Origin of the sequence: Sinobacterium caligoides (assembly GCF_003752585.1) — a bacterium.
Classification (GTDB): Bacteria; Pseudomonadota; Gammaproteobacteria; order Pseudomonadales; family Sinobacteriaceae; genus Sinobacterium; species Sinobacterium caligoides.
This window is the reverse complement of the sequence record NZ_RKHR01000006.1, coordinates 104,064-121,480: the sequence shown is the minus strand read 5'-3', so window position 1 is coordinate 121,480 and position 17,417 is coordinate 104,064. Positions and strand designations below refer to the sequence as shown.

General features: G+C 49.8%; 17 protein-coding genes and 1 tRNA gene. 6 read left to right on the top strand and 12 right to left on the bottom strand.

The window, feature by feature from the left end:
• Positions 1-56: 56 nt before the first annotated feature.
• From EDC56_RS15430 to EDC56_RS15415, 4 genes are read right to left on the bottom strand one after another with little or no spacing between them, the layout of a single operon-like run.
• A complete protein-coding gene (locus tag EDC56_RS15430; RefSeq protein WP_123713471.1) occupies positions 57-941 on the bottom strand; it encodes a pyridoxal-phosphate dependent enzyme in 885 nt (294 codons plus the stop codon).
• The gene (locus EDC56_RS15425) at positions 938-2,155 is read right to left on the bottom strand and encodes an MFS transporter (protein ID WP_123713470.1); all 1,218 of its coding nucleotides are present in this window, start codon (positions 2,153-2,155) and stop codon (positions 938-940) included. Before EDC56_RS15425 ends, EDC56_RS15430 begins: the two co-directional genes overlap by 4 nt.
• A 7-nt stretch (positions 2,156-2,162) precedes the next feature.
• Positions 2,163-2,903: an alanyl-tRNA editing protein gene (locus EDC56_RS15420; RefSeq protein WP_123713469.1), complete on the bottom strand. Its 741-nt coding sequence runs from the start codon at positions 2,901-2,903 to the stop codon at positions 2,163-2,165.
• Between the two features lie 22 nt (positions 2,904-2,925).
• A complete protein-coding gene (locus EDC56_RS15415; RefSeq protein WP_123713468.1) occupies positions 2,926-3,663 on the bottom strand; it encodes a serine O-acetyltransferase in 738 nt (245 codons plus the stop codon).
• Positions 3,664-3,953: 290 nt separating this feature from the next.
• Between EDC56_RS15415 and EDC56_RS20130 the strand changes: the two genes are divergently transcribed.
• Positions 3,954-4,154 (top strand): helix-turn-helix domain-containing protein, encoded by a 201-nt coding sequence (locus EDC56_RS20130; RefSeq protein ID WP_162844210.1) that lies wholly within the window; start codon positions 3,954-3,956, stop codon positions 4,152-4,154.
• A 255-nt stretch (positions 4,155-4,409) separates the two neighbouring features.
• On the opposite strand, the gene EDC56_RS19990 is transcribed toward EDC56_RS20130, so the two are convergent.
• From EDC56_RS19990 to EDC56_RS15395, 4 genes are all read right to left on the bottom strand, one after another.
• Positions 4,410-4,790 (bottom strand): ISAs1 family transposase, encoded by a 381-nt coding sequence (locus EDC56_RS19990; RefSeq protein WP_162844209.1) that lies wholly within the window; start codon positions 4,788-4,790, stop codon positions 4,410-4,412.
• Between the two features lie 26 nt (positions 4,791-4,816).
• Positions 4,817-5,509 carry an ISAs1 family transposase gene (locus EDC56_RS19985; RefSeq protein WP_281273375.1) on the bottom strand — a complete coding sequence of 231 codons (693 nt, stop codon included), beginning with the start codon at positions 5,507-5,509 and terminating at the stop codon, positions 4,817-4,819.
• Between the two features lie 676 nt (positions 5,510-6,185).
• Positions 6,186-6,347, bottom strand: coding sequence for a hypothetical protein (locus tag EDC56_RS19645; RefSeq protein ID WP_162844207.1), 162 nt, complete (start codon positions 6,345-6,347; stop codon positions 6,186-6,188).
• 51 nt (positions 6,348-6,398) lie between these two features.
• The gene (locus tag EDC56_RS15395; RefSeq protein ID WP_123713464.1) at positions 6,399-7,358 is read right to left on the bottom strand and encodes a TDT family transporter; all 960 of its coding nucleotides are present in this window, start codon (positions 7,356-7,358) and stop codon (positions 6,399-6,401) included.
• 100 nt (positions 7,359-7,458) lie between these two features.
• Between EDC56_RS15395 and EDC56_RS15390 the strand changes: the two genes are divergently transcribed.
• Positions 7,459-8,358, top strand: a complete 900-nt coding sequence (locus EDC56_RS15390) for a LysR family transcriptional regulator (protein WP_123713463.1) — start codon at positions 7,459-7,461, stop codon at positions 8,356-8,358.
• Positions 8,359-8,407: 49 nt separating this feature from the next.
• On the opposite strand, the gene EDC56_RS15385 is transcribed toward EDC56_RS15390, so the two are convergent.
• From EDC56_RS15385 to hisB, 4 genes are all read right to left on the bottom strand, one after another.
• The gene (locus tag EDC56_RS15385; protein WP_123713462.1) at positions 8,408-9,967 is read right to left on the bottom strand and encodes a phosphoenolpyruvate carboxykinase; all 1,560 of its coding nucleotides are present in this window, start codon (positions 9,965-9,967) and stop codon (positions 8,408-8,410) included.
• 245 nt (positions 9,968-10,212) lie between these two features.
• Positions 10,213-11,079: an Hsp33 family molecular chaperone HslO gene (gene hslO / locus EDC56_RS15380; RefSeq protein WP_123713461.1), complete on the bottom strand. Its 867-nt coding sequence runs from the start codon at positions 11,077-11,079 to the stop codon at positions 10,213-10,215.
• A 132-nt stretch (positions 11,080-11,211) separates the two neighbouring features.
• Positions 11,212-11,877, bottom strand: a complete 666-nt coding sequence (hisH, locus tag EDC56_RS15375) for an imidazole glycerol phosphate synthase subunit HisH (RefSeq protein WP_123713460.1) — start codon at positions 11,875-11,877, stop codon at positions 11,212-11,214.
• Positions 11,878-11,967: 90 nt separating this feature from the next.
• Complete coding sequence (hisB, locus tag EDC56_RS15370; RefSeq protein WP_123713459.1) at positions 11,968-12,561, bottom strand: imidazoleglycerol-phosphate dehydratase HisB; 594 nt, start codon at positions 12,559-12,561, stop codon at positions 11,968-11,970.
• A gap of 185 nt (positions 12,562-12,746) precedes the next feature.
• Here hisB and EDC56_RS15365 point away from each other — a divergent pair, with 185 nt between their 5' ends.
• The 4 genes from EDC56_RS15365 to EDC56_RS15350 all read left to right on the top strand — a co-directional run bounded on the left by EDC56_RS15365 (position 12,747) and on the right by EDC56_RS15350 (position 16,644).
• Positions 12,747-14,903 carry an AsmA family protein gene (locus tag EDC56_RS15365; RefSeq protein ID WP_123713458.1) on the top strand — a complete coding sequence of 719 codons (2,157 nt, stop codon included), beginning with the start codon at positions 12,747-12,749 and terminating at the stop codon, positions 14,901-14,903.
• A 116-nt stretch (positions 14,904-15,019) separates the two neighbouring features.
• Positions 15,020-16,105 carry an A/G-specific adenine glycosylase gene (gene mutY / locus EDC56_RS15360; protein ID WP_123713457.1) on the top strand — a complete coding sequence of 362 codons (1,086 nt, stop codon included), beginning with the start codon at positions 15,020-15,022 and terminating at the stop codon, positions 16,103-16,105.
• A gap of 78 nt (positions 16,106-16,183) precedes the next feature.
• On the top strand, positions 16,184-16,456 hold the full coding sequence (locus EDC56_RS15355) for an oxidative damage protection protein (RefSeq protein ID WP_123713456.1): 273 nt from the start codon (positions 16,184-16,186) through the stop codon (positions 16,454-16,456).
• 112 nt (positions 16,457-16,568) lie between these two features.
• A tRNA-Phe gene (locus EDC56_RS15350) sits at positions 16,569-16,644 on the top strand.
• The last annotated feature ends 773 nt before the right edge of the window (positions 16,645-17,417 follow it).

Here is a 17,417-nt window from a genome sequence, read left to right as displayed (position 1 = left end):
AATGACGGATATAGCACAGGTCAGTATTCAGCGCCATAGTCCGGCAATGTTGCAGATCATGGGGTATTAATAAGGTCGTCGTACCATAGCCCGTGGTCGTAAATCATGCTGAATACGATTTTATCGGGGGTATTTTTACTGACCAGCTTGGCAATGTGTAGGCATGCTGCGGAGGTATTGCCAATTAAATGGCCGCTCGTAGAAAAGAACATTTTCTGCGTTGCTAGCATCTCGACAAGAGATACGTTAAATTTTCGATCAATGACTGACCAATCGATAAATGGTGGCGTGACACCGACAGACATCCCCTCGAAACGATGGTCGACAAACAGTCCATTCTCAGAATCACAGCCTTCTGGCTCAATGAAATACGTAGTGACATTAAAGTCATTACTTTCTAGGCTCTGCAATACTCCCATCAAACAGGCTCCGGTACCAGCACAGGAGACAAAAATGATATCCTTTCGACTCGTGAGCTGAGAGAGCTGCTGTACCACCTCAGCCCCCGTTGTAACCACATGACCATCAAGTCCGTCTGAGTTATTAAATTGATCAGTATAGAAATACTGTTTTCCGTACGCAGAGGCCTCAGCCAATTGTCTTTCTATAACTTCTTTAGGTGTTTTCCCCCGTTTCAGCTCGTCTATGCCAATTAATTTTGCCCCTAGAGATTCTAGGTATTTTCTTTTAGCAATACTAAACCCAAGGCCAACCGCAAGCTCTACATCTACTCCTAGTTCTTTGCATGCTTTGATTAAGCCAAAGCCAAAGTTCCCTCCTGTCTTTTCGATAACAGTAGTTATCCCCGGGGTAATATCTCCTCTTTTTATCGCCTCACTAACGATATGCCTAGCGGCCCTCGTTTTGTGTGAGCCCCCTTCATTAAACATATCGAACTTAACAAATAGGTTGTTGTCGAGTTGTACCATTGGGGTTTTCATCTAAGGCATTCCTCTGGTTCAAACTTTTGGTTGTTCTTAAAAAGAAAAGCACACATTACGAAGCAGAATAAGATGATCGTAATACAAAGGTAGTTGCTTCCCTTCCAGCCCAATGTTGACATGAATACCGATGGCAACAGGGCGCCAAGCATTGCCAGCACCGCAATGGCGCTATCTCCGATACCCTGCCAACGCTTCGCGTTAGTATCATTAGCTACGAGCTCTGCCAGGTAAGAGCTACCGCCCACGTAGCAGAAGTTCCAAGAAAGGCCAAGCAATACCAGTGAAAAAATAATGCTATTGAAGTCAGCGTAAAAGACATTAATTAGGAACACTGAAAGAAATAGATTTAACCCGAAAAATATAATTAATTTATGACCAAACTTACTGATTAGTACCCCAGAGAGAAACGAAGGGGCAAACATGGCGATAACATGCCACTGAATAGCTTGCGCTGAATGGTTGAAGTCGATATCTATTTGATGCATTTGCAGCGAAGATTGGATCATAATCAAGTTCATCAGACCATAACTAACTGCGGCAGTGAAAATAGCAAAGAATATCGGAAAATTTATTTCCAAACGTACTTTATTTTTGGTAATAGAGTCGACGGGCTGCTTGCTAGCTTTGGCGGAACACGTGTTAGGGATAAACTTAAGAATAATTATATTGATCACTGCCAAAACCATAAAGAAGCCGTACGACAATGAAAACAACGAGAAACCCTCAATATCTCTGCTATAACTTGATATTAACGGGCCAATAACTCCCGCTAAAAGCCCTCCGGCAACAACGAGAGATAGTGCTTTAGATTTTAAACTGTGTTCGAGGCCATCCGTCGCCGCAAATCTATAATAGTTCGCACAGGCACTGAACACACCCAGGAAGGCATGCGCGGTAATTAACAGCATAAACGACTTATTCGATGCGGCAATAAAGCCGATCAATCCGGATAGAAACAAAAAAATTGCACCAATATAGAAAGCTATCTTTCGCCCCTTCTTCTCCATTAGTATTGATATAGGGTAGGTTGCTAGCAGTAGAAACAAAAATTGAGCGCCGTATGGCAATGTTGCCAGACTACTATCTGGCGCAATGGCATATCCTACTATCGCGGCGATAGCTACAGAGATAACGGCTGCTGTTAAATTTATTGACTGACAAAGGACGTAAAGGTAAATATATTTAGGTAGTTGGTTATATGATCTAAACATGATCTTCCTATTTGATTTTATTTTCCAGGAGGCAAATTAATCTTTCTCTATTCTTACCTAGTCCTTTACGCTTTATTTTTAAGGTACCAATGCTACCTGTATTTGTTGTATGCGTGCCTCCGCAGGGTATTTCGACACCATCGCACGACCAGAAACGTGCATCTGGGTGAGCATCGCTAGCGTAGACTGCTATTGGTAAATCTCTCGATATTAACTCGTTTGTAAATTTCTCGATCCAACTGATATCCTCTAGGTTAAATTTCTCGCCTCCTTTAAGGTCAAATCTAGCGGCACCCTCTCTGATGTGGCAACCTACAATATTTTTAATCTCTTTAGGGCGAAGCTTTTTTATGCCCATATAAAGGAGGTGTGACGCACTATGTGCTATTGAAATTCGCTCTCTTCTTTCTTTATCTATTTCAATTTTCACTGCGTCGCCAGGAGAAAAAAAGTCCTCAAGGCCAATATCGAAGTTCTCTACATGGTGTAATATTACACCTTCAACATTGACCCAGCTATCATTTTCAATCTTTTTTCTTTGACTGTATATTTTTTTTACATGGTTGAAACTAACACGGCAACCCGTTGTAATATTCGTTATTATGCCAATGTCAGAGTCCTGTCCGCCTCCTTCTGGATATGCAATGGTAGACGCAAATTCAAGATGTTCTGGATGTATTTTAACTACAACAGTATCAATCTCTGATCTTACCGGGCTGTCGTGATATAGTCTTTCTGTCTTGCGCATAGTTTGCCTTATGGATTGATATTTAAAAGTTAATTAACTCTTGATTTTTATAATTGTTATTAACCAGCTTAGCTCCATCCGGAAGATCGTGGATAACAGTACATCCAGGCCCGATAAAAACATTATTCCCTATCTTTATATTACCAAATATCTTTGAAAAGGCGCCAATCTGAACTTCATTACCAATAATTGGATGCCTTTGCCTACTTGGATTGCCGCTAATTCCCGTAGCACCTAGAGTGACCCCATTTAGAAAATAGCAATCATCTCCTATGATTGTCGTCTCGCCTATAACAGTTCCATAGCCATGATCCAACACGAATCTTTGACCAATATGAGCATTGTAGTGAATATCTGCGCCTGACTTCAGCTTTCCTCTACTAGATACTAAAGAGGCATATAGTTCGAGGGTTTGAGCTGGTATTGAAAAATCCCCATTCATTAGCCCATAGGCTAAGCGGTAGTGAAGGACAGCAGAAAACGATAGCGATGTCTGAACAATGATCTCCTGCTTTCCTTTTGATGCTGGATCTTCTTTACAGAATGCAATGAGATCGTTAGTGATTAAATCTAGTATTTTTATGTATTCATCAGAGCTAAATATTAATTCTGAGTGATCGGCCGTCATACATTCATAAATAGCAGCCTTCAAAAAATTGTTTATTATTTTCATACTATTTTTTTCTACATCTGTATGGTTGAAGTAGGTTGCTAATTCTATTGGTAGAGGTAAATAAAATAAATTTAAAGCCATCATCATTAAATTTTAGTAATAAATCATGCCTTTTTATATATCTAACAATACCTTTCAGTTCCTTTAAGTTTATTTAATAGGAGGGAAAGTTATAAGTCAAGCTCGGTGGTTCAGGTGACGGCAGTCTTTACAATATAAACAGGAGGTTAAATATATTAATTGAAAATTGCCGTAGAAAATCACAGTTTTTTAATTTTTATTGAACTATGTCTCTCGAAAATCACAAGGAGATCTGACACTGTGCTGAATGCATAAGATTACTGTAACACTTGAAATATTAGGCTCGATAGCTGATCTTGAAACAACAATACCAGATTCAGGTTTTCTATGACGCGGATTATTCTTACCAAAAGATTGCCGATAAGGTGGGCTGCCATAAATCAATAATATCTCGTGAAGTTTGGCGCGGTAAACAGGGGCAGTATTGCGCTGAAAAAGTATATAAGCAGGCGTTAAAAAAGAAGGCGAAACACTGGCAAATCAACAAATTTCAATGAAGGGCTGTTCGATGACATCATTAAGCTGCTAAATCTGCGCTTATCCCCCGACTGCAATTGCTGGACGAAGCCGCTTAGAGAAGGGGGCCATTACTGTGAATCACGAAACAATCTATCGCTGGATTTATTCCTACAAGCGATGAGGAGGCTCAATCTGCCAGTTGCTATTGCGAGCTCGTCGTGGCTAGTCGGCTAACCAGCGACTTGAGCTTGGCCATTTCGAATGGTGACACTACCCAAGGCAACCGCATGAAATTAGGCTGATATGCTCGCCATAATAAGCTCTAGATATACCAGACTGTAGGCCGAATTTAGTCGTTTATTTTTAATACCTAGCTTACAGTTTTTGTCTTTCTTCAAAATATTCAAGGTGAGTTGTCGCATCACCGCTAAATTTTCTGCCGAGTTACCTTTTCTTGCTCGGCTGTTATCTTCTCTGAAACCAGCATCTAACATCCAATATATAGATTCTACACCCCAATGACTTCTGAAAGCGTGCAGTGCTTCTTCTGAACTGAGCTGTTTGCTTATAATATAATATTTCTGTTCGACGCTCTCTTTGCCTTTACTAGCTATCGCTGAAAGCCCTGGCCAGCCTGGACGTACAGCTGTAATATTGTCTGCTGCTGCCGCCACCCAGCAGCGCCTAATTTCATGACGATCTAGACTAAATTCATCAATCGAAAAAAGTCAATGTTAGGACGCTTATAAGACTTAGGCTTTCGATGCCAGAGGTGACTTTTTATTTCTGCTAGTAACTTCGGTTGATTGTTTTTAACCGCAAGAAGATAGTCAGCACCATGATCGATACACGTTTTTACAATTTGTTTTTGGCAGCTCATCGCGTCGGCAGTGATTAACCTAGCTTTAATATCGAGCAATTTTAGTAACTCAGGAACGGCGGCTATCTCGTTCGATTTCTCGTCTGTTTTTAATTGACCTAGAATTATTTTGGTCTGACTACACCAAGTGTTAACCATGTGTATTGGCAATTTTCCGGTATTACGATCATGGGAGCGGCGTAATGTTATACCGTTAATGGCAATAACGGGCAGCAATACGGCACCGCTATCCTCTTCTGCGAATTCAATGATCTGCTGAACCCAGTCAATAAATGCCGCCCGGAATTGTTCGGGATTAATCAGCGAGAATACGCGAGCTAAGGTATCGGCAGAAGGGATGCCTGACGACACGTCTACTATCGTTGAAAGCCACTGTTTACGGAATCTAGCTAAGATTTCCATGGCCCCCCAGTCATCGGCTCCGACCAAGGTTGCAGCTAGCACGATAATGAAAATTTTATCGAGAGGCTGGCGTATTTTTCCCTGTTGGCGAGGGTCTTCTACTTGGTCAATTTGTGCGGACGGATTGTTATTTTGTATCGTACTACGCCACTGCTTTAAGGTGCTCGAATTCTACCCTATATTCATGCGGTTGCCCTGTGACACTACCTATGGCGCTATCGGCAATATTGTCACACTAACAGGCAGAAAAAGTCGTAATCTTATGGCGAGAAAATCAACAACGGGAACAAAAGTAGAGGGTTATGAGATGCATCACAGTGATACTAAATAGGCAAAGATCTTAACACTCGACAACGGCGAAGAGTTAATCAAACGATGTAAAATTGCCGTCTATTGCGCTGATCCTTACTCGTCATGGCGGTGTGGTAACAACGAACATTCAAACGGTATTGTACGGAGCTACTTTCCTAAGCGCACAGATTTCAGCGTATTTTCGGCACAACGTTTACGGCACGTTGTTGGACAGATCAACTTAATGCCTCGCAAGATACTGGGCTGAAAATCAGCTTACGAGGTTCACTATGGTTTGAGTGTTGCTCTCATTACTTGAATTCAACAGTGATAATTGCTTGCTTTAGGTGAGCTCTTTTCAACTAGAGATGTTGAGTCTTATCTGCTTAAGTGACGCTCCTATAATTGCGTGTTTTACCGGCTTAGGTGCTCCTTGCTATGTGTTATCGAAATGCAATTAACACCGAAGAGCTCGGATGGGGTTGAGATTGCGACTCTAGAGAAAACATTCCCTGCCAAGGGTCTTGTAGACGGGATCGAAAGTCTTGGCGTCGGGGTATTTGTCGCAGAGATCGGGAGTACAGATTGTTGGATGCTTGTATAACTCGGCCACGGAAAATACCTCATTGTAAATATGACTGACTATCACAGCTGGCATAATAACGCCTGCCGATGAGGTGGGAAACAGGCGTCAGTGAATAGCGACTATCTATGCCAATGATGGTTTAGCGGACATCGTGTAGTGTCGGCAGTAGCGCAGGGCAACGTAAGCGACAACGACGGTGGCGATAGTCAGCTCAATGTGTGCGGCCTGCTGCAGTGCCTGCAAGAGTTCTGGGGGGAGTTGATATTGGCTGATCAGCTTGGCTTCCTTGAACAGAGCTGTGGCGCTGATGACCATGGGAAAGGTAAAGGCGGCGTAACCCGGGCTGAAGGGCAGCCGAAGTAGGTGAAAGAAGGCGATGTAGATGACGCAAGTCATGAGTATGGCAACGCCACCGAGCATGGTTGCGACTAATAAAGAGGGATCGTCGATGAGGCTCAGATAGGCGGCCAAACAGAGGCTTGACGGGGCTGCTAGCACAGCGATGGTGGGCTTGGCGCTGTCGGGAATGGTATCGGCAAAGATTAGGCGATAGATCATTAACGGCATCATTAGCAGATAGCTGATCATGGCAAAATAAAGCAGGGCGCTGGCCAGGGGATAAAAAGTGTCGCTCGGGCAGGTCAGTGATGCAACAGCGATACCGACGGGCGGCACGAACCAGCTGGGCAGTAGGTGGTGTAGTTCGAAGACAGGCAGTCGCTGTACTAAGAAAATACCGAGGAAGGCCAGATGAATGATGACGGCGAATAACCACAGACCGCTGGCGATGGCGGGGTGACTGTTAAGGAGGGCAGAGGAGACGACCATCAGCGCCATCGCAAAGGTGGGAATGACACTGCCGATAACCGGGTGTGCTAGCTCCCTCCAGAGCTCGAGTGGCTGACTGATGAACTTTATCAACAGTAGCAATAGCATCACAGCGGCGCTTAAGGCCATCAACTCTCTTAGCCCGCTGCCGGGAGCGACGTTCTCCCAGCTCCAGCCAAGGCTGGCGATGCCGAGGGCAAGTCCAGCCATTGGTGTGGGAATATTGGCGCATTTGCATTTGATGAGATGATACATGATGGAGTCCACCTGACGCTCTAGGAGTGATTGGCGGCTAGTGTAACGCCGGACTGACGTATATAATATCTAAATGATTTGAACAAAAGGTTAAGTTAAATTGAACGATGGGAGCCTGACGCTAAAACAAATCCGCGTCTTTACTGCGGTGGCACGAGAGGGCAGCTTGGGGCGAGCAGCGGAGCAACTCTTTATTACTAAGTCGGCGGTGTCTATGTCTCTGCAGCAGTTGGAGGCAACGCTGGGTGAGCCACTGTTCGACCGGATAAAGAATCGCCTGCAGTTGAATGCGCGTGGCCGACAGTTGCAGCCGTTAGCGCTGGAATTATTACAGCGCAGTTGCGATATGATCGAGTTGTTTAACAGTGACGGGGCGGGTCTAACGGTGAAAATAGGTAGTAGCCATACGATCGGAAGTAGCCTGATGCCGAGGTTGTTGGCGCGGTTGGATGGCGGATTGGTGCCTCGCTTGAGTATTCGTAATAGCGGTGAGTTAGTGGATCAGTTGGCGGCTTTCGAGCTGGATTTGGCCTTTATCGAGGCTGATGTCGTGCGTCCATGGCTACATCGAGAGCCGTGGTTAGTTGATCAGATGCAGGTGATCTGCGCCCCGGAACACCCGTTAGCGTCGCGCAGTGGCTTACAGCCAGCAGATCTTGCTGGTTACTCGTGGGTGCTGCGTGAGGCGATGTCCGGTACGCGCAGTCAGTTCGATAAGCGTTTGGCGGTGGCGATGGAGGACTATCAGGTGGCACTGGAGGTGAATAGCAACGAGGGCATCGTCAACGCTGTGGTGGCCAATCTCGGTATTGGTTTTCTGTCTAGCTTGAGCACGGCGCTGGCAGTGGCGGCGGGGCGGCTGAAGGTGTTGGATATGCAGGCGCAGTACCCTCGGCAGCTGTACTTAGCCTATCATCGAGAGAAGTACCAGAGTGCATCGTTGCAGGCGTTTATTGCGCGCTGCCGGGTGGAGAGTAGAGGCCTTGACGAGGAATTTTAATGAAAAAAAAGCCGCGCTGATCGAGCGCGGCTTTTCTCATTGACTGCGCTTATTGGGCTTTTGGACCAGCAGCGACGATAGTCTCAGAGACGACAAACTTAGTGATGTTATCCTGGAACATATTGGCGAGCTTCTGCGCGGCGCCATCGTAGGCGGCATCGTCACCGTAGGCGGTACGCGGGTTGATGTACTTGGCATCGACACCGGGAATGGCCTTGGGAATGGTCAGGTTAAGGATGTCGAGTTGCTCTGTCTCGGCGTTGACGAGGCTGCCGTCTTGGCAGGCCGCGACGACGGCGCGGGTGACCGGGATTGGGAAGCGAGCGCCATTACCACCTGCGGCACCGGAGCCACCGGTCCAGCCGGTGTTAACGAGGTAGACGCGCGAGTCAAAGTCTTCGATACGCTTCATCAGTAGCTCGGCGTAATCACCGGCAGGGCGCGGCATGAACGGGGCGCCGAAACAGGTGGAGAAGGTGGGGTGGATACCGGCTTCGGCACCGAGCTCGGTAGAGCCGACGCGAGCGGTATAACCTGATAGGAAGTGGAACGCCGCAGCTTCCTTTGACAGGATCGACACGGGTGGCAGTACGCCGGAAACATCGCAGGTGAGGAAGATAACAGTCTTCGGCTCACCGGCGGCATTCTCGATGACGCGTTTCTCTACATGTTCGAGAGGGTAAGCGCAGCGACCGTTTTCGGTCAGTGAAGTATCGTCATAGTCAGCGTGGCGGGCATCGTCGACTACGACGTTTTCAACGATAGCGCCGAAGCGGATGGCGTCCCAGATGATTGGCTCATTCTTCTGGCTAAGGTTGATGGTCTTGGCGTAGCACCCTCCCTCGACGTTGAAGACGGTGCCCTTGCCCCAGCCGTGTTCGTCATCACCGATCAGTGAGCAGGCGGGATCGGCGGACAGCGTGGTCTTGCCGGTACCGGAGAGGCCGAAGAACAAGGTGGTGTTGCCTGAATCGTCGACATTGGCCGAGCAGTGCATAGGCATGACATCTTTTTCGGGTAGAAGGAAGTTCTGTACTGAGAACATGGCTTTCTTCATCTCGCCGGCGTAGCGCATACCAGCCAGCAGCACTTTACGTTGAGCAAAGTTGATCAGCACGACGCCGTCTGAGTTGGTGCCATCGCGCTCGGGGACGCACTCGAAGCCAGCAGCGTTGATGATGGTCCAGGCTTCTTTACCCTTCGGGTTGTAGCTGCTAGGGCGGACAAACATGTTGCGGCCGAACAGGCTCTGCCAGGCGGTCTCGGTGTTGACGACGACGGGGAGGTAGTGATCGTCATGGGCACCGACGTGCAGTTCTTGCTGGAAATGATCTTTTGACATCAGGTGTGCTTCGACACGCGACCACAGGGCGTCAAACTTATCGGCGTCGAAAGGGCGGTTGACGCTGCCCCAATCGATAGCGTCTGCAGAACTAGGCTCTTGGACTATAAAGCGGTCGGCAGGTGAACGGCCGGTGCGCTTGCCGGTGGTGATGAGCAGGGCGCCAGTGTCGGTCAGTTGACCTTCACCGCGCTGTAGTGCCAGCTCAACCAATTGTGCAGGGCTAAGGTTTTTGTTTACAGTAACGGTGTCGTCAATTTTTGTCATGGAATGAATTCCTGTCAGCATTAGGGCCGATGACCGTGTGATTACAGGGGGGCTGGATGAATTCAATTCCAGTAAAGGATCAACACGGGCACGATTTTAAGGGCGCTGATTATGCCAAAAAATGTTGCAAAACGCTAAAGAAAAACAAAGTCTCGGTGTTATACGGGCTATTATCGTAAAAAATATAATCTTAATAGGGTAAGTGGTCATTGCCATCGTCGTTGAACGGCGATGGCTGGCTTCGGTTAGTGTACCGTTTGCGAGTTGTCGCTGTTGAAGATGGAGCTCAAATCGATCTCCTCGACACGATATTGACTGTTACAGAAATCACAATTCATGCTGATGGCGCCGGTCTGTGCGAGGGCTTTGCGTGCTTCCTCTTCACCCAGCGTGGCGACGGCATTGAGCACGCGCTCACGTGAGCAACTACAGGCGAAGCTGACATCATGGGCGGCAAACATCTCGACCTTGTCTTCGTGGAACAGACGATAGAGCATCTGGTGGCTGCTTACGGCGAGCATCTCATCAGGCCGAGTGGTGCCGACCAGCTGGCTAATATGCTCCCACTGCTGTTCGCGCAGTTCGGCATCGCCGACTTTGCCGACGGGTAGCTGTTGTAGCAGTATGCCGCAGCTGCGCTGGTTGTCGGCGCTGAGTTTGACGTGGGTTTTGAGCTGCTCAGATTGCTCGAAGTAGTGACCGAGACATTCACCGAGGTTGGCGCCCTCTAGGGGTACGATGCCCTGATAGCGTTGCCCGTGCTTAGGGTCGATGGTGATGGCGAGGGTGCCTTTGGCGAGCAAAACACGGAAGTCGTCGCTGCTGGCGTCTTGGCAGTCGCGGGCAATGGCACGCACGGTCTTGTCGTGGGTGACCTCGGCCATGATGACCGGCACTTCGCCATCGGAACGTGCCTGCAGGGTGAGACTGCCTTCGAACTTGATGGTAGAGCCGAGCAGTATGGCGGCAGCGGCAAATTCACCTAGAAGCGATTCGACCACGGCGGGGTAGTTGTGGTTACCCAGAATCTCTTGCAGTGATTGCTCGAGGGAGACAATCTCACCGCGTATGTCGGTATCGGCGAAGATGAAGCGCTGGGAAAAATCAGTCATAACACACCACAAAGAAATCATTGAGAGGTCGCAGCGGTAGGCAATGAGCCGGCCGCATAGGGAATAATAGCCAGATTGGGGCGCCGCGCCGATTTACAACCCCTGTGGGGCGTGATGCCGCGCTGATTGGCGTTAGGGGTGCCCGTCCCACTGGCAGAAATTGCGCAACAGTTGCAGGCCGGCGTCGTGACTCTTCTCCGGGTGGAACTGTACGGCAAAGAGGTTGCCAGCGCTGATGGCGACGGTGAAGTCAAAGCCGTAGTCACTGTGGCCGGCGATCTGTGCGGGGTTGGCGGCATCGACGTAGTAGCTATGGACAAAATAGAAGTAGCTATGATCGGGGATGCCGGCCCACAGCGGGTGAGGCATCTGGGCGACACGGTTCCAGCCCATGTGCGGTACCTTTAATTTGTCACCTGCCGCGCTGCGATGCGGGTTGCCGAAGAAGCGTACGTTGCCGTCGAGCAGGCCTAAGCAGTCGACGCCGTCATTCTCCTCGCTATGCTTGAGCAGTGCTTGCATGCCGACACAGATCGCCAATACTGGCTTACCTGCATCGATCGCCTGTTGCACTACCTTGTCGACACCGCGGCCGCGGATCTCCGCCATGCAGTCGCGGATGGCGCCGACGCCGGGAAAGACGACGCGGTCGGCCCTCGCAATGACCTCGGCGTCACCGGTGACCACCACGGTAGCGTTATCGGCGACGTGTTCGAGGGCTTTTGCTGCCGAATGTAGATTGCCCATGCCGTAGTCGATAACGGCGATGGTTTGTTTGTTGTTAGCCGATGTAGTCACCGCTATACCTCTTAATCAATCGAATAGCGCTAGCACTTTGCACGTCGTGCTAGAGCTTGGCGCATTGTCTGCCTATGCTTAGTGAGCTCGCTAGAGCGAGCCTTTGGTCGACGGCATGATACCGGCCATGCGTGGGTCGGCAGTCAGTGCCATGCGCAGCGCGCGGCCGAAGGCCTTGAAGATCGTCTCGGCCTGATGGTGGGCGTTCTTGCCGCGAATGTTGTCAATGTGCAGGGTCACGCCGGCGTGGTTGACGAAGCCGTGGAAAAACTCATCGAACAACTGAGTGTCGAGCTTGCCGATGCTGCCTCGGGTATAGTCGCACTTGTGAATTAAACCAGGGCGACCGGAGAAGTCGATGACGACACGGGATAGTGCCTCGTCAAGGGGGACATAGGCATGGCCGTAACGATTGATCCCCTTCTTGTCGCCAACCGCTTTGGCGAAGGCTTGACCAAGGGTGATGCCGATGTCTTCGACGGTGTGATGGTCGTCGATATGATGGTCGCCGACCGCGTGAATATCGAGGTCGATCATGCCGTGGCGGGCGATTTGGTCCATCATGTGCTCGAGAAAAGGCACGCCAGTATCGAACTTAGCGGTGCCGTTGCCATCGAGGTCGATGCTGACGGTAATTTGGGTCTCCAGGGTGTTGCGAGTCACGCTGGCTTGGCGGTTGGCCATGGTTACGCTCCGTTATCTCTTATTCAAACGATAATTTTCAGCGGCTTAGAGTACTATGGAGCACTCAAGGCAATAAGAATGCCTATTATATGATAAACCCGCTGCTAATTCAGTGGGAAAGTCTTGCACAATCTGTGTAGCGTGTTCGAAGGTGTAATATTAATGAAAACAACAGTCGAGGGAAGATGATGAAGCGTGTATTGCTAATAGTCGGGGCGGTGCTGGTCGTGATGGTCGTGGCGGTGTGGGTGTTGCTGCTGCTCGTGGTCGACGAGGACCGGGTAAAAAGTGAGTTGCAACGCATCGTGGCTGAACAGACTCGAGGTGAGCTGACTATCGATGGTCAGTTGGCGCTGCACTTCTTTCCCCGCTTATCGATCGAGGTGGCCGGCCTCAGCTATCAGCTTCCCGAGGATGAACAGCCTCTCGCTAAACTGGATTCATTGCAGTTGGGCTTGGCGGTGATGCCACTACTCTCCGCCCGGGTTGAGGTGGACGATGCTAGCTTGCAGGGGCTGAAGTTGGCTCTCGTGCGCGACAAGAATGGTCGAGGTAATTGGCAGCGGGTGATGAAGAGTGCAACGCTATCGTCTGATGGGCAAGCGCAGAGTGGTGATGCGGACCCTGTTAATAAAGATGCTAATGTGACTGAGGGTGAGGCGAAAGGTGAGGCGAGTGGGGCGTTTGCGCTGCAGATTGCCAATATCGATGTCGCTGAGACCGCTATTCACTACAGGGATCTGCATGCGGCCAGCGAGATACAGCTAGACGGTTTTTATCTGAAGGCCAGCGACGTCAACTTACAGGGTGAGAGCTTCCCTGTTGAGAGTGGCCTCGCGCTAGTCTTGACTGAGCCGGCGTTGAACACCCAGCTGACGGTGAAATCTACGCTCAGCGTCAAAGACAATAATCTGATCGAGTTGGATAACACGCACCTGCAGTTTATGGCAGACGGTGAGGCGGTCGCGAACAAGCAAGTTGAGGTGCGGGTCATTCTCGATAAAGTGCTTGCTGATCTAGCGGCTGAGACGGCAAGTGTTGGCCGCTGGCAGTTGCGTCTGAACGATATCGATATGGTCGGTGACTTGCAGGCGAGCCAGTGGGGTAGCGAGCTGCAGGTCGACGGCCGTATCGAGGTCAAGCCTTTCAATCTCGCCGATACACTCACGGCACTGGGTCAGACATTGCCAACGATGGCGTCAAAGCAGGCGTTACATAAGTTGGCTCTGGCGACGACGCTGAGCTTGCGTGGTGAAAAGATACGCCTACAGCCGCTGAAGCTCGAGCTTGACGAGTCGACGATGAGCGGTGTGTTGACGCTCAATAACAAGCGCAGTGGACGTATAGCGGCAAATCTGACGCTGGATAAGTTTAACCTCGATCACTATCTGCCACCGTCTGAGGCGGGGAAAGCGGCTAATGAGTCTGTGCCGCCAGCCGCGGCCGGCGGTGGCCAAGGCGTGACTGCAGCGAAGGAAGAGGCATTATTCCCACTGGAGACGTTGCGTGGCTTGGATGTCGATGTCAGCTTTGCTTTGCAAAAACTGATCGCCCACGGTCTTACGTTAGAGGATAGTAAGCTAAAACTGACTGCTTATCAGGGCTTATTGAGACTGGTGTCTTTCGATGCCAAGGCGTACAAAGGCAGTATTAAGGCCGATGCTACTCTGGATGTTAAAGGCAGTACGCCGAAGTTGGCACTACACAAAACAGTGCAGGGAGTTACTATCAATCCTATCGCCGTGATCTTGGCCGACACTGACTGGCTCTATGGTGCCCTCGACTTCAACCTGAGCCTGACCAGTAGTGGTAATAGTGTCACGGCACTGGAGCAGCGAGCCAAGGGCAGCGCGGGCTTCCGTCTACGCAAAGGTCGTGCCGAAGGCTTCAATATTGAGAAGACGGTCTGCCAGGGTATTTCATTGGTCAACAAGGAGAGTCTCAAGGGGGAGTGGCCGGCGCGGACAACGTTGAACGATGTGGTGGGTAAGCTGCGCATTGATGGCATGAAGCTAACCAATACTGAGCTCAGCGGCGGCTTGAAAAATATGCAGATTAAGGGCAAGGGAGTGGTGGATGTGGCGAAAGAAACCGTCGACTACGGCCTAGGTTTAAAAATCTCTGGCGATCAGGGCGCCGACGCCTGCCGCGTTAATGCCCGCTATCGTGATATTTACTGGCCGGTGCGTTGTGCGGGTAAGTTCAGTGATGAGCCGAGTAAGCTATGCGGCATCGATGAGAAGCAGATGGGTAAAATTATTGCGGATATGGCCACGCATGAAGTAAAGCGCAAGGCTGAAGAAGCGATTGGCGACGCCATCGATAAATGGTTCAAACGCTAGTCTAGAGTCTGTTGTTAGGAGTGCGTACAATAGTCGCGCTGACAGCGATGTCGGCGTGACTAACGACTGGCGTTGGCGTGCTGCGTCGGCCCGCATACCTGCAGTGAAGACCTTTTATGTCGAGTTCTCCCTCCCCCTATCCGTTGCATGATGCCGATCAATTCGCGCAGCAAGTGTTGTCATGGTATGACGACTACGGCCGCAAAGATTTGCCCTGGCAGCGGCAGATTACCCCCTATCGTGTGTGGCTTTCCGAGATCATGCTACAGCAGACCCAGGTCGCGACGGTGATCGGCTACTTTACGCGCTTCATCGAACAGTTACCGACGGTGCAGGCGTTGGCGGCCGCCCATGAGGATCAAGTCTTGGCCCTCTGGGCGGGGCTTGGTTATTACGCGCGAGCGCGCAACCTGCATCGGGCGGCGAAGCAGGTGGTCGAACAGTTTGCCGGCAGTTTCCCTGAGACTGTCGACGAGCTTGAGGCGCTGCCGGGTATCGGGCGCTCGACGGCGGGGGCAATAGTCTCTATTGCCTATGGTAAGCGGGCGGCGATCCTCGATGGCAACGTCAAGCGCGTGCTGGCACGCTACCACTGCGTCGAGGGCTGGCCGGGCAAGACGGCGGTGCATCGTCAGCTGTGGCAGATCGCGGAGCACTACACCCCAGCTGAGCGCTCGCACGCCTATACCCAGGTGATGATGGATCTTGGGGCGACAGTCTGTACCCGATCGTCGCCCGATTGCCTTCGCTGTCCACTGCAACAAGGTTGCACTGCTTATGCCGAGGGCACGCAGGTGCAGTTTCCCGGTAAGAAGCCAAAGCGGCAGACGCCGGTCAAGCAAGCGCTGCTTCTTATTATCATCAACGCCCAGGGCGAGGTGTTGTTGCAGAAACGCCCACCGAGCGGCATTTGGGGGAGCCTATGGTGCCTGCCTCAGTGTAACGTTGATGATGCGGTGGAGACGTGGTGTGAGCACCAGCTCAACCTAGAGGTAGAGGTTGTCGAGCGGTGGTCACAGCGCCGGCATACTTTCAGTCACTACCACCTCGATTACATGCCATTATTATTACGTTCCTGCGGTGGGGCCGATGTGGTGGCGGAGCAGGCTTCGCAGTGGTACCCGATAGAGAAGCGAGAGCTAGGAGTGCCTGCACCAGTGGCGACACTATTGTCAGAGTTGGTTGCGAAGCAACGAGAATAGCCCTCACACGGTTCGCTAAATGAATGGGTGAGGTTATAATGCGCTATATACTCGATTTTGACCTTTTGGAGAGCGACCATGAGCCATACCGTACACTGCCGTAAATACGATCAAGAGTTAGAAGGTATGGCACGCCCCCCTTATCCAGGGCCGAAGGGGAAGAAGCTCTATGAAACGGTGTCAAAGAAGGCGTGGTTGGAGTGGGTGGGCTTACAGACTATGCTGATCAATGAGAAGCAGCTCAACGTCCTCGACCCCTCAACGAAGGTGTTTCTGGACGAACAGCTAGAGAAGTTTCTCAGTAATGAGGCTGTAGAGAAGATTGAAGGCTATGTGCCGCCGTCCGAATAATGACCGATTCGATGTTAATTTAATCAGTCGGAGAAAAAACTCGATAAATATGCCTTTCAGCGCTTGACTCCCTGCGCTGGTGGCGGTTTAATACGCCCCGTCTTCAAGACAAGCCCGGATAGCTCAGTCGGTAGAGCAGGGGATTGAAAATCCCCGTGTCGGCAGTTCGATTCTGTCTCCGGGCACCATATTTGAAAAGCCGTTATCGTTTACGATAACGGCTTTTTTCGTTTCTGCGGTAATTAACTCCTCTATGAATCGTTGCGAGCTGATATTGAGGCAGTGGAATCGCTGTGTGGAAAGACTTCCCCCCTTATGGTCTAAAAGGCGCCTCTTGCTCTTCTCTGTGCGTAGTGAGCTTACTTTAAGGGCCGATATGCATGCCTAACTGATGTGGCAGTGGTCAGTCGGTGTAACAGCCTACCCTGAATCATAATATGTCCCGCTAGTCATTTATATGCTTGTGATAATGTCTGGTATTTTATCTGTTGAGCTTTTTTCTAGCAGTTGTCTGCATTGAGAGAGTATCCATCAATGTTTTTGTTTGTTTCTCGGTATGTGTTTTTTATGTACTAACTATAGGCAAAAAATTTATTTATTTTGCAGTGCTCTACTTTGGGACTGGCCGCCTGTTGCTAGTAAGCGACAATGAGCTTTCAGGCAATAAGTTTTGTGCGTAAAAAATTCTACGAATTAACCAATGCATTGCCTCTCTTTTGATGTTGCTGGGTGAATGCCGGTCATGCCATAAATAAAGAGGGTGTAAGACATTGGCTTAAGTCGTCATGTTTTTACGGCAACGCATGATGAGGTTGAGGCTTTTTATCGAGAAAGTCTATGTTGGATAATAGCGGTGTAATCGCTGTTAATAATCGACTAAGGCTATGGCAGCTATTGTTAGTAACCTAGTAAAGCTAAAAGTTCTAGCGATTATATTGTGGTGCTGATAGGTTTGTTTTGG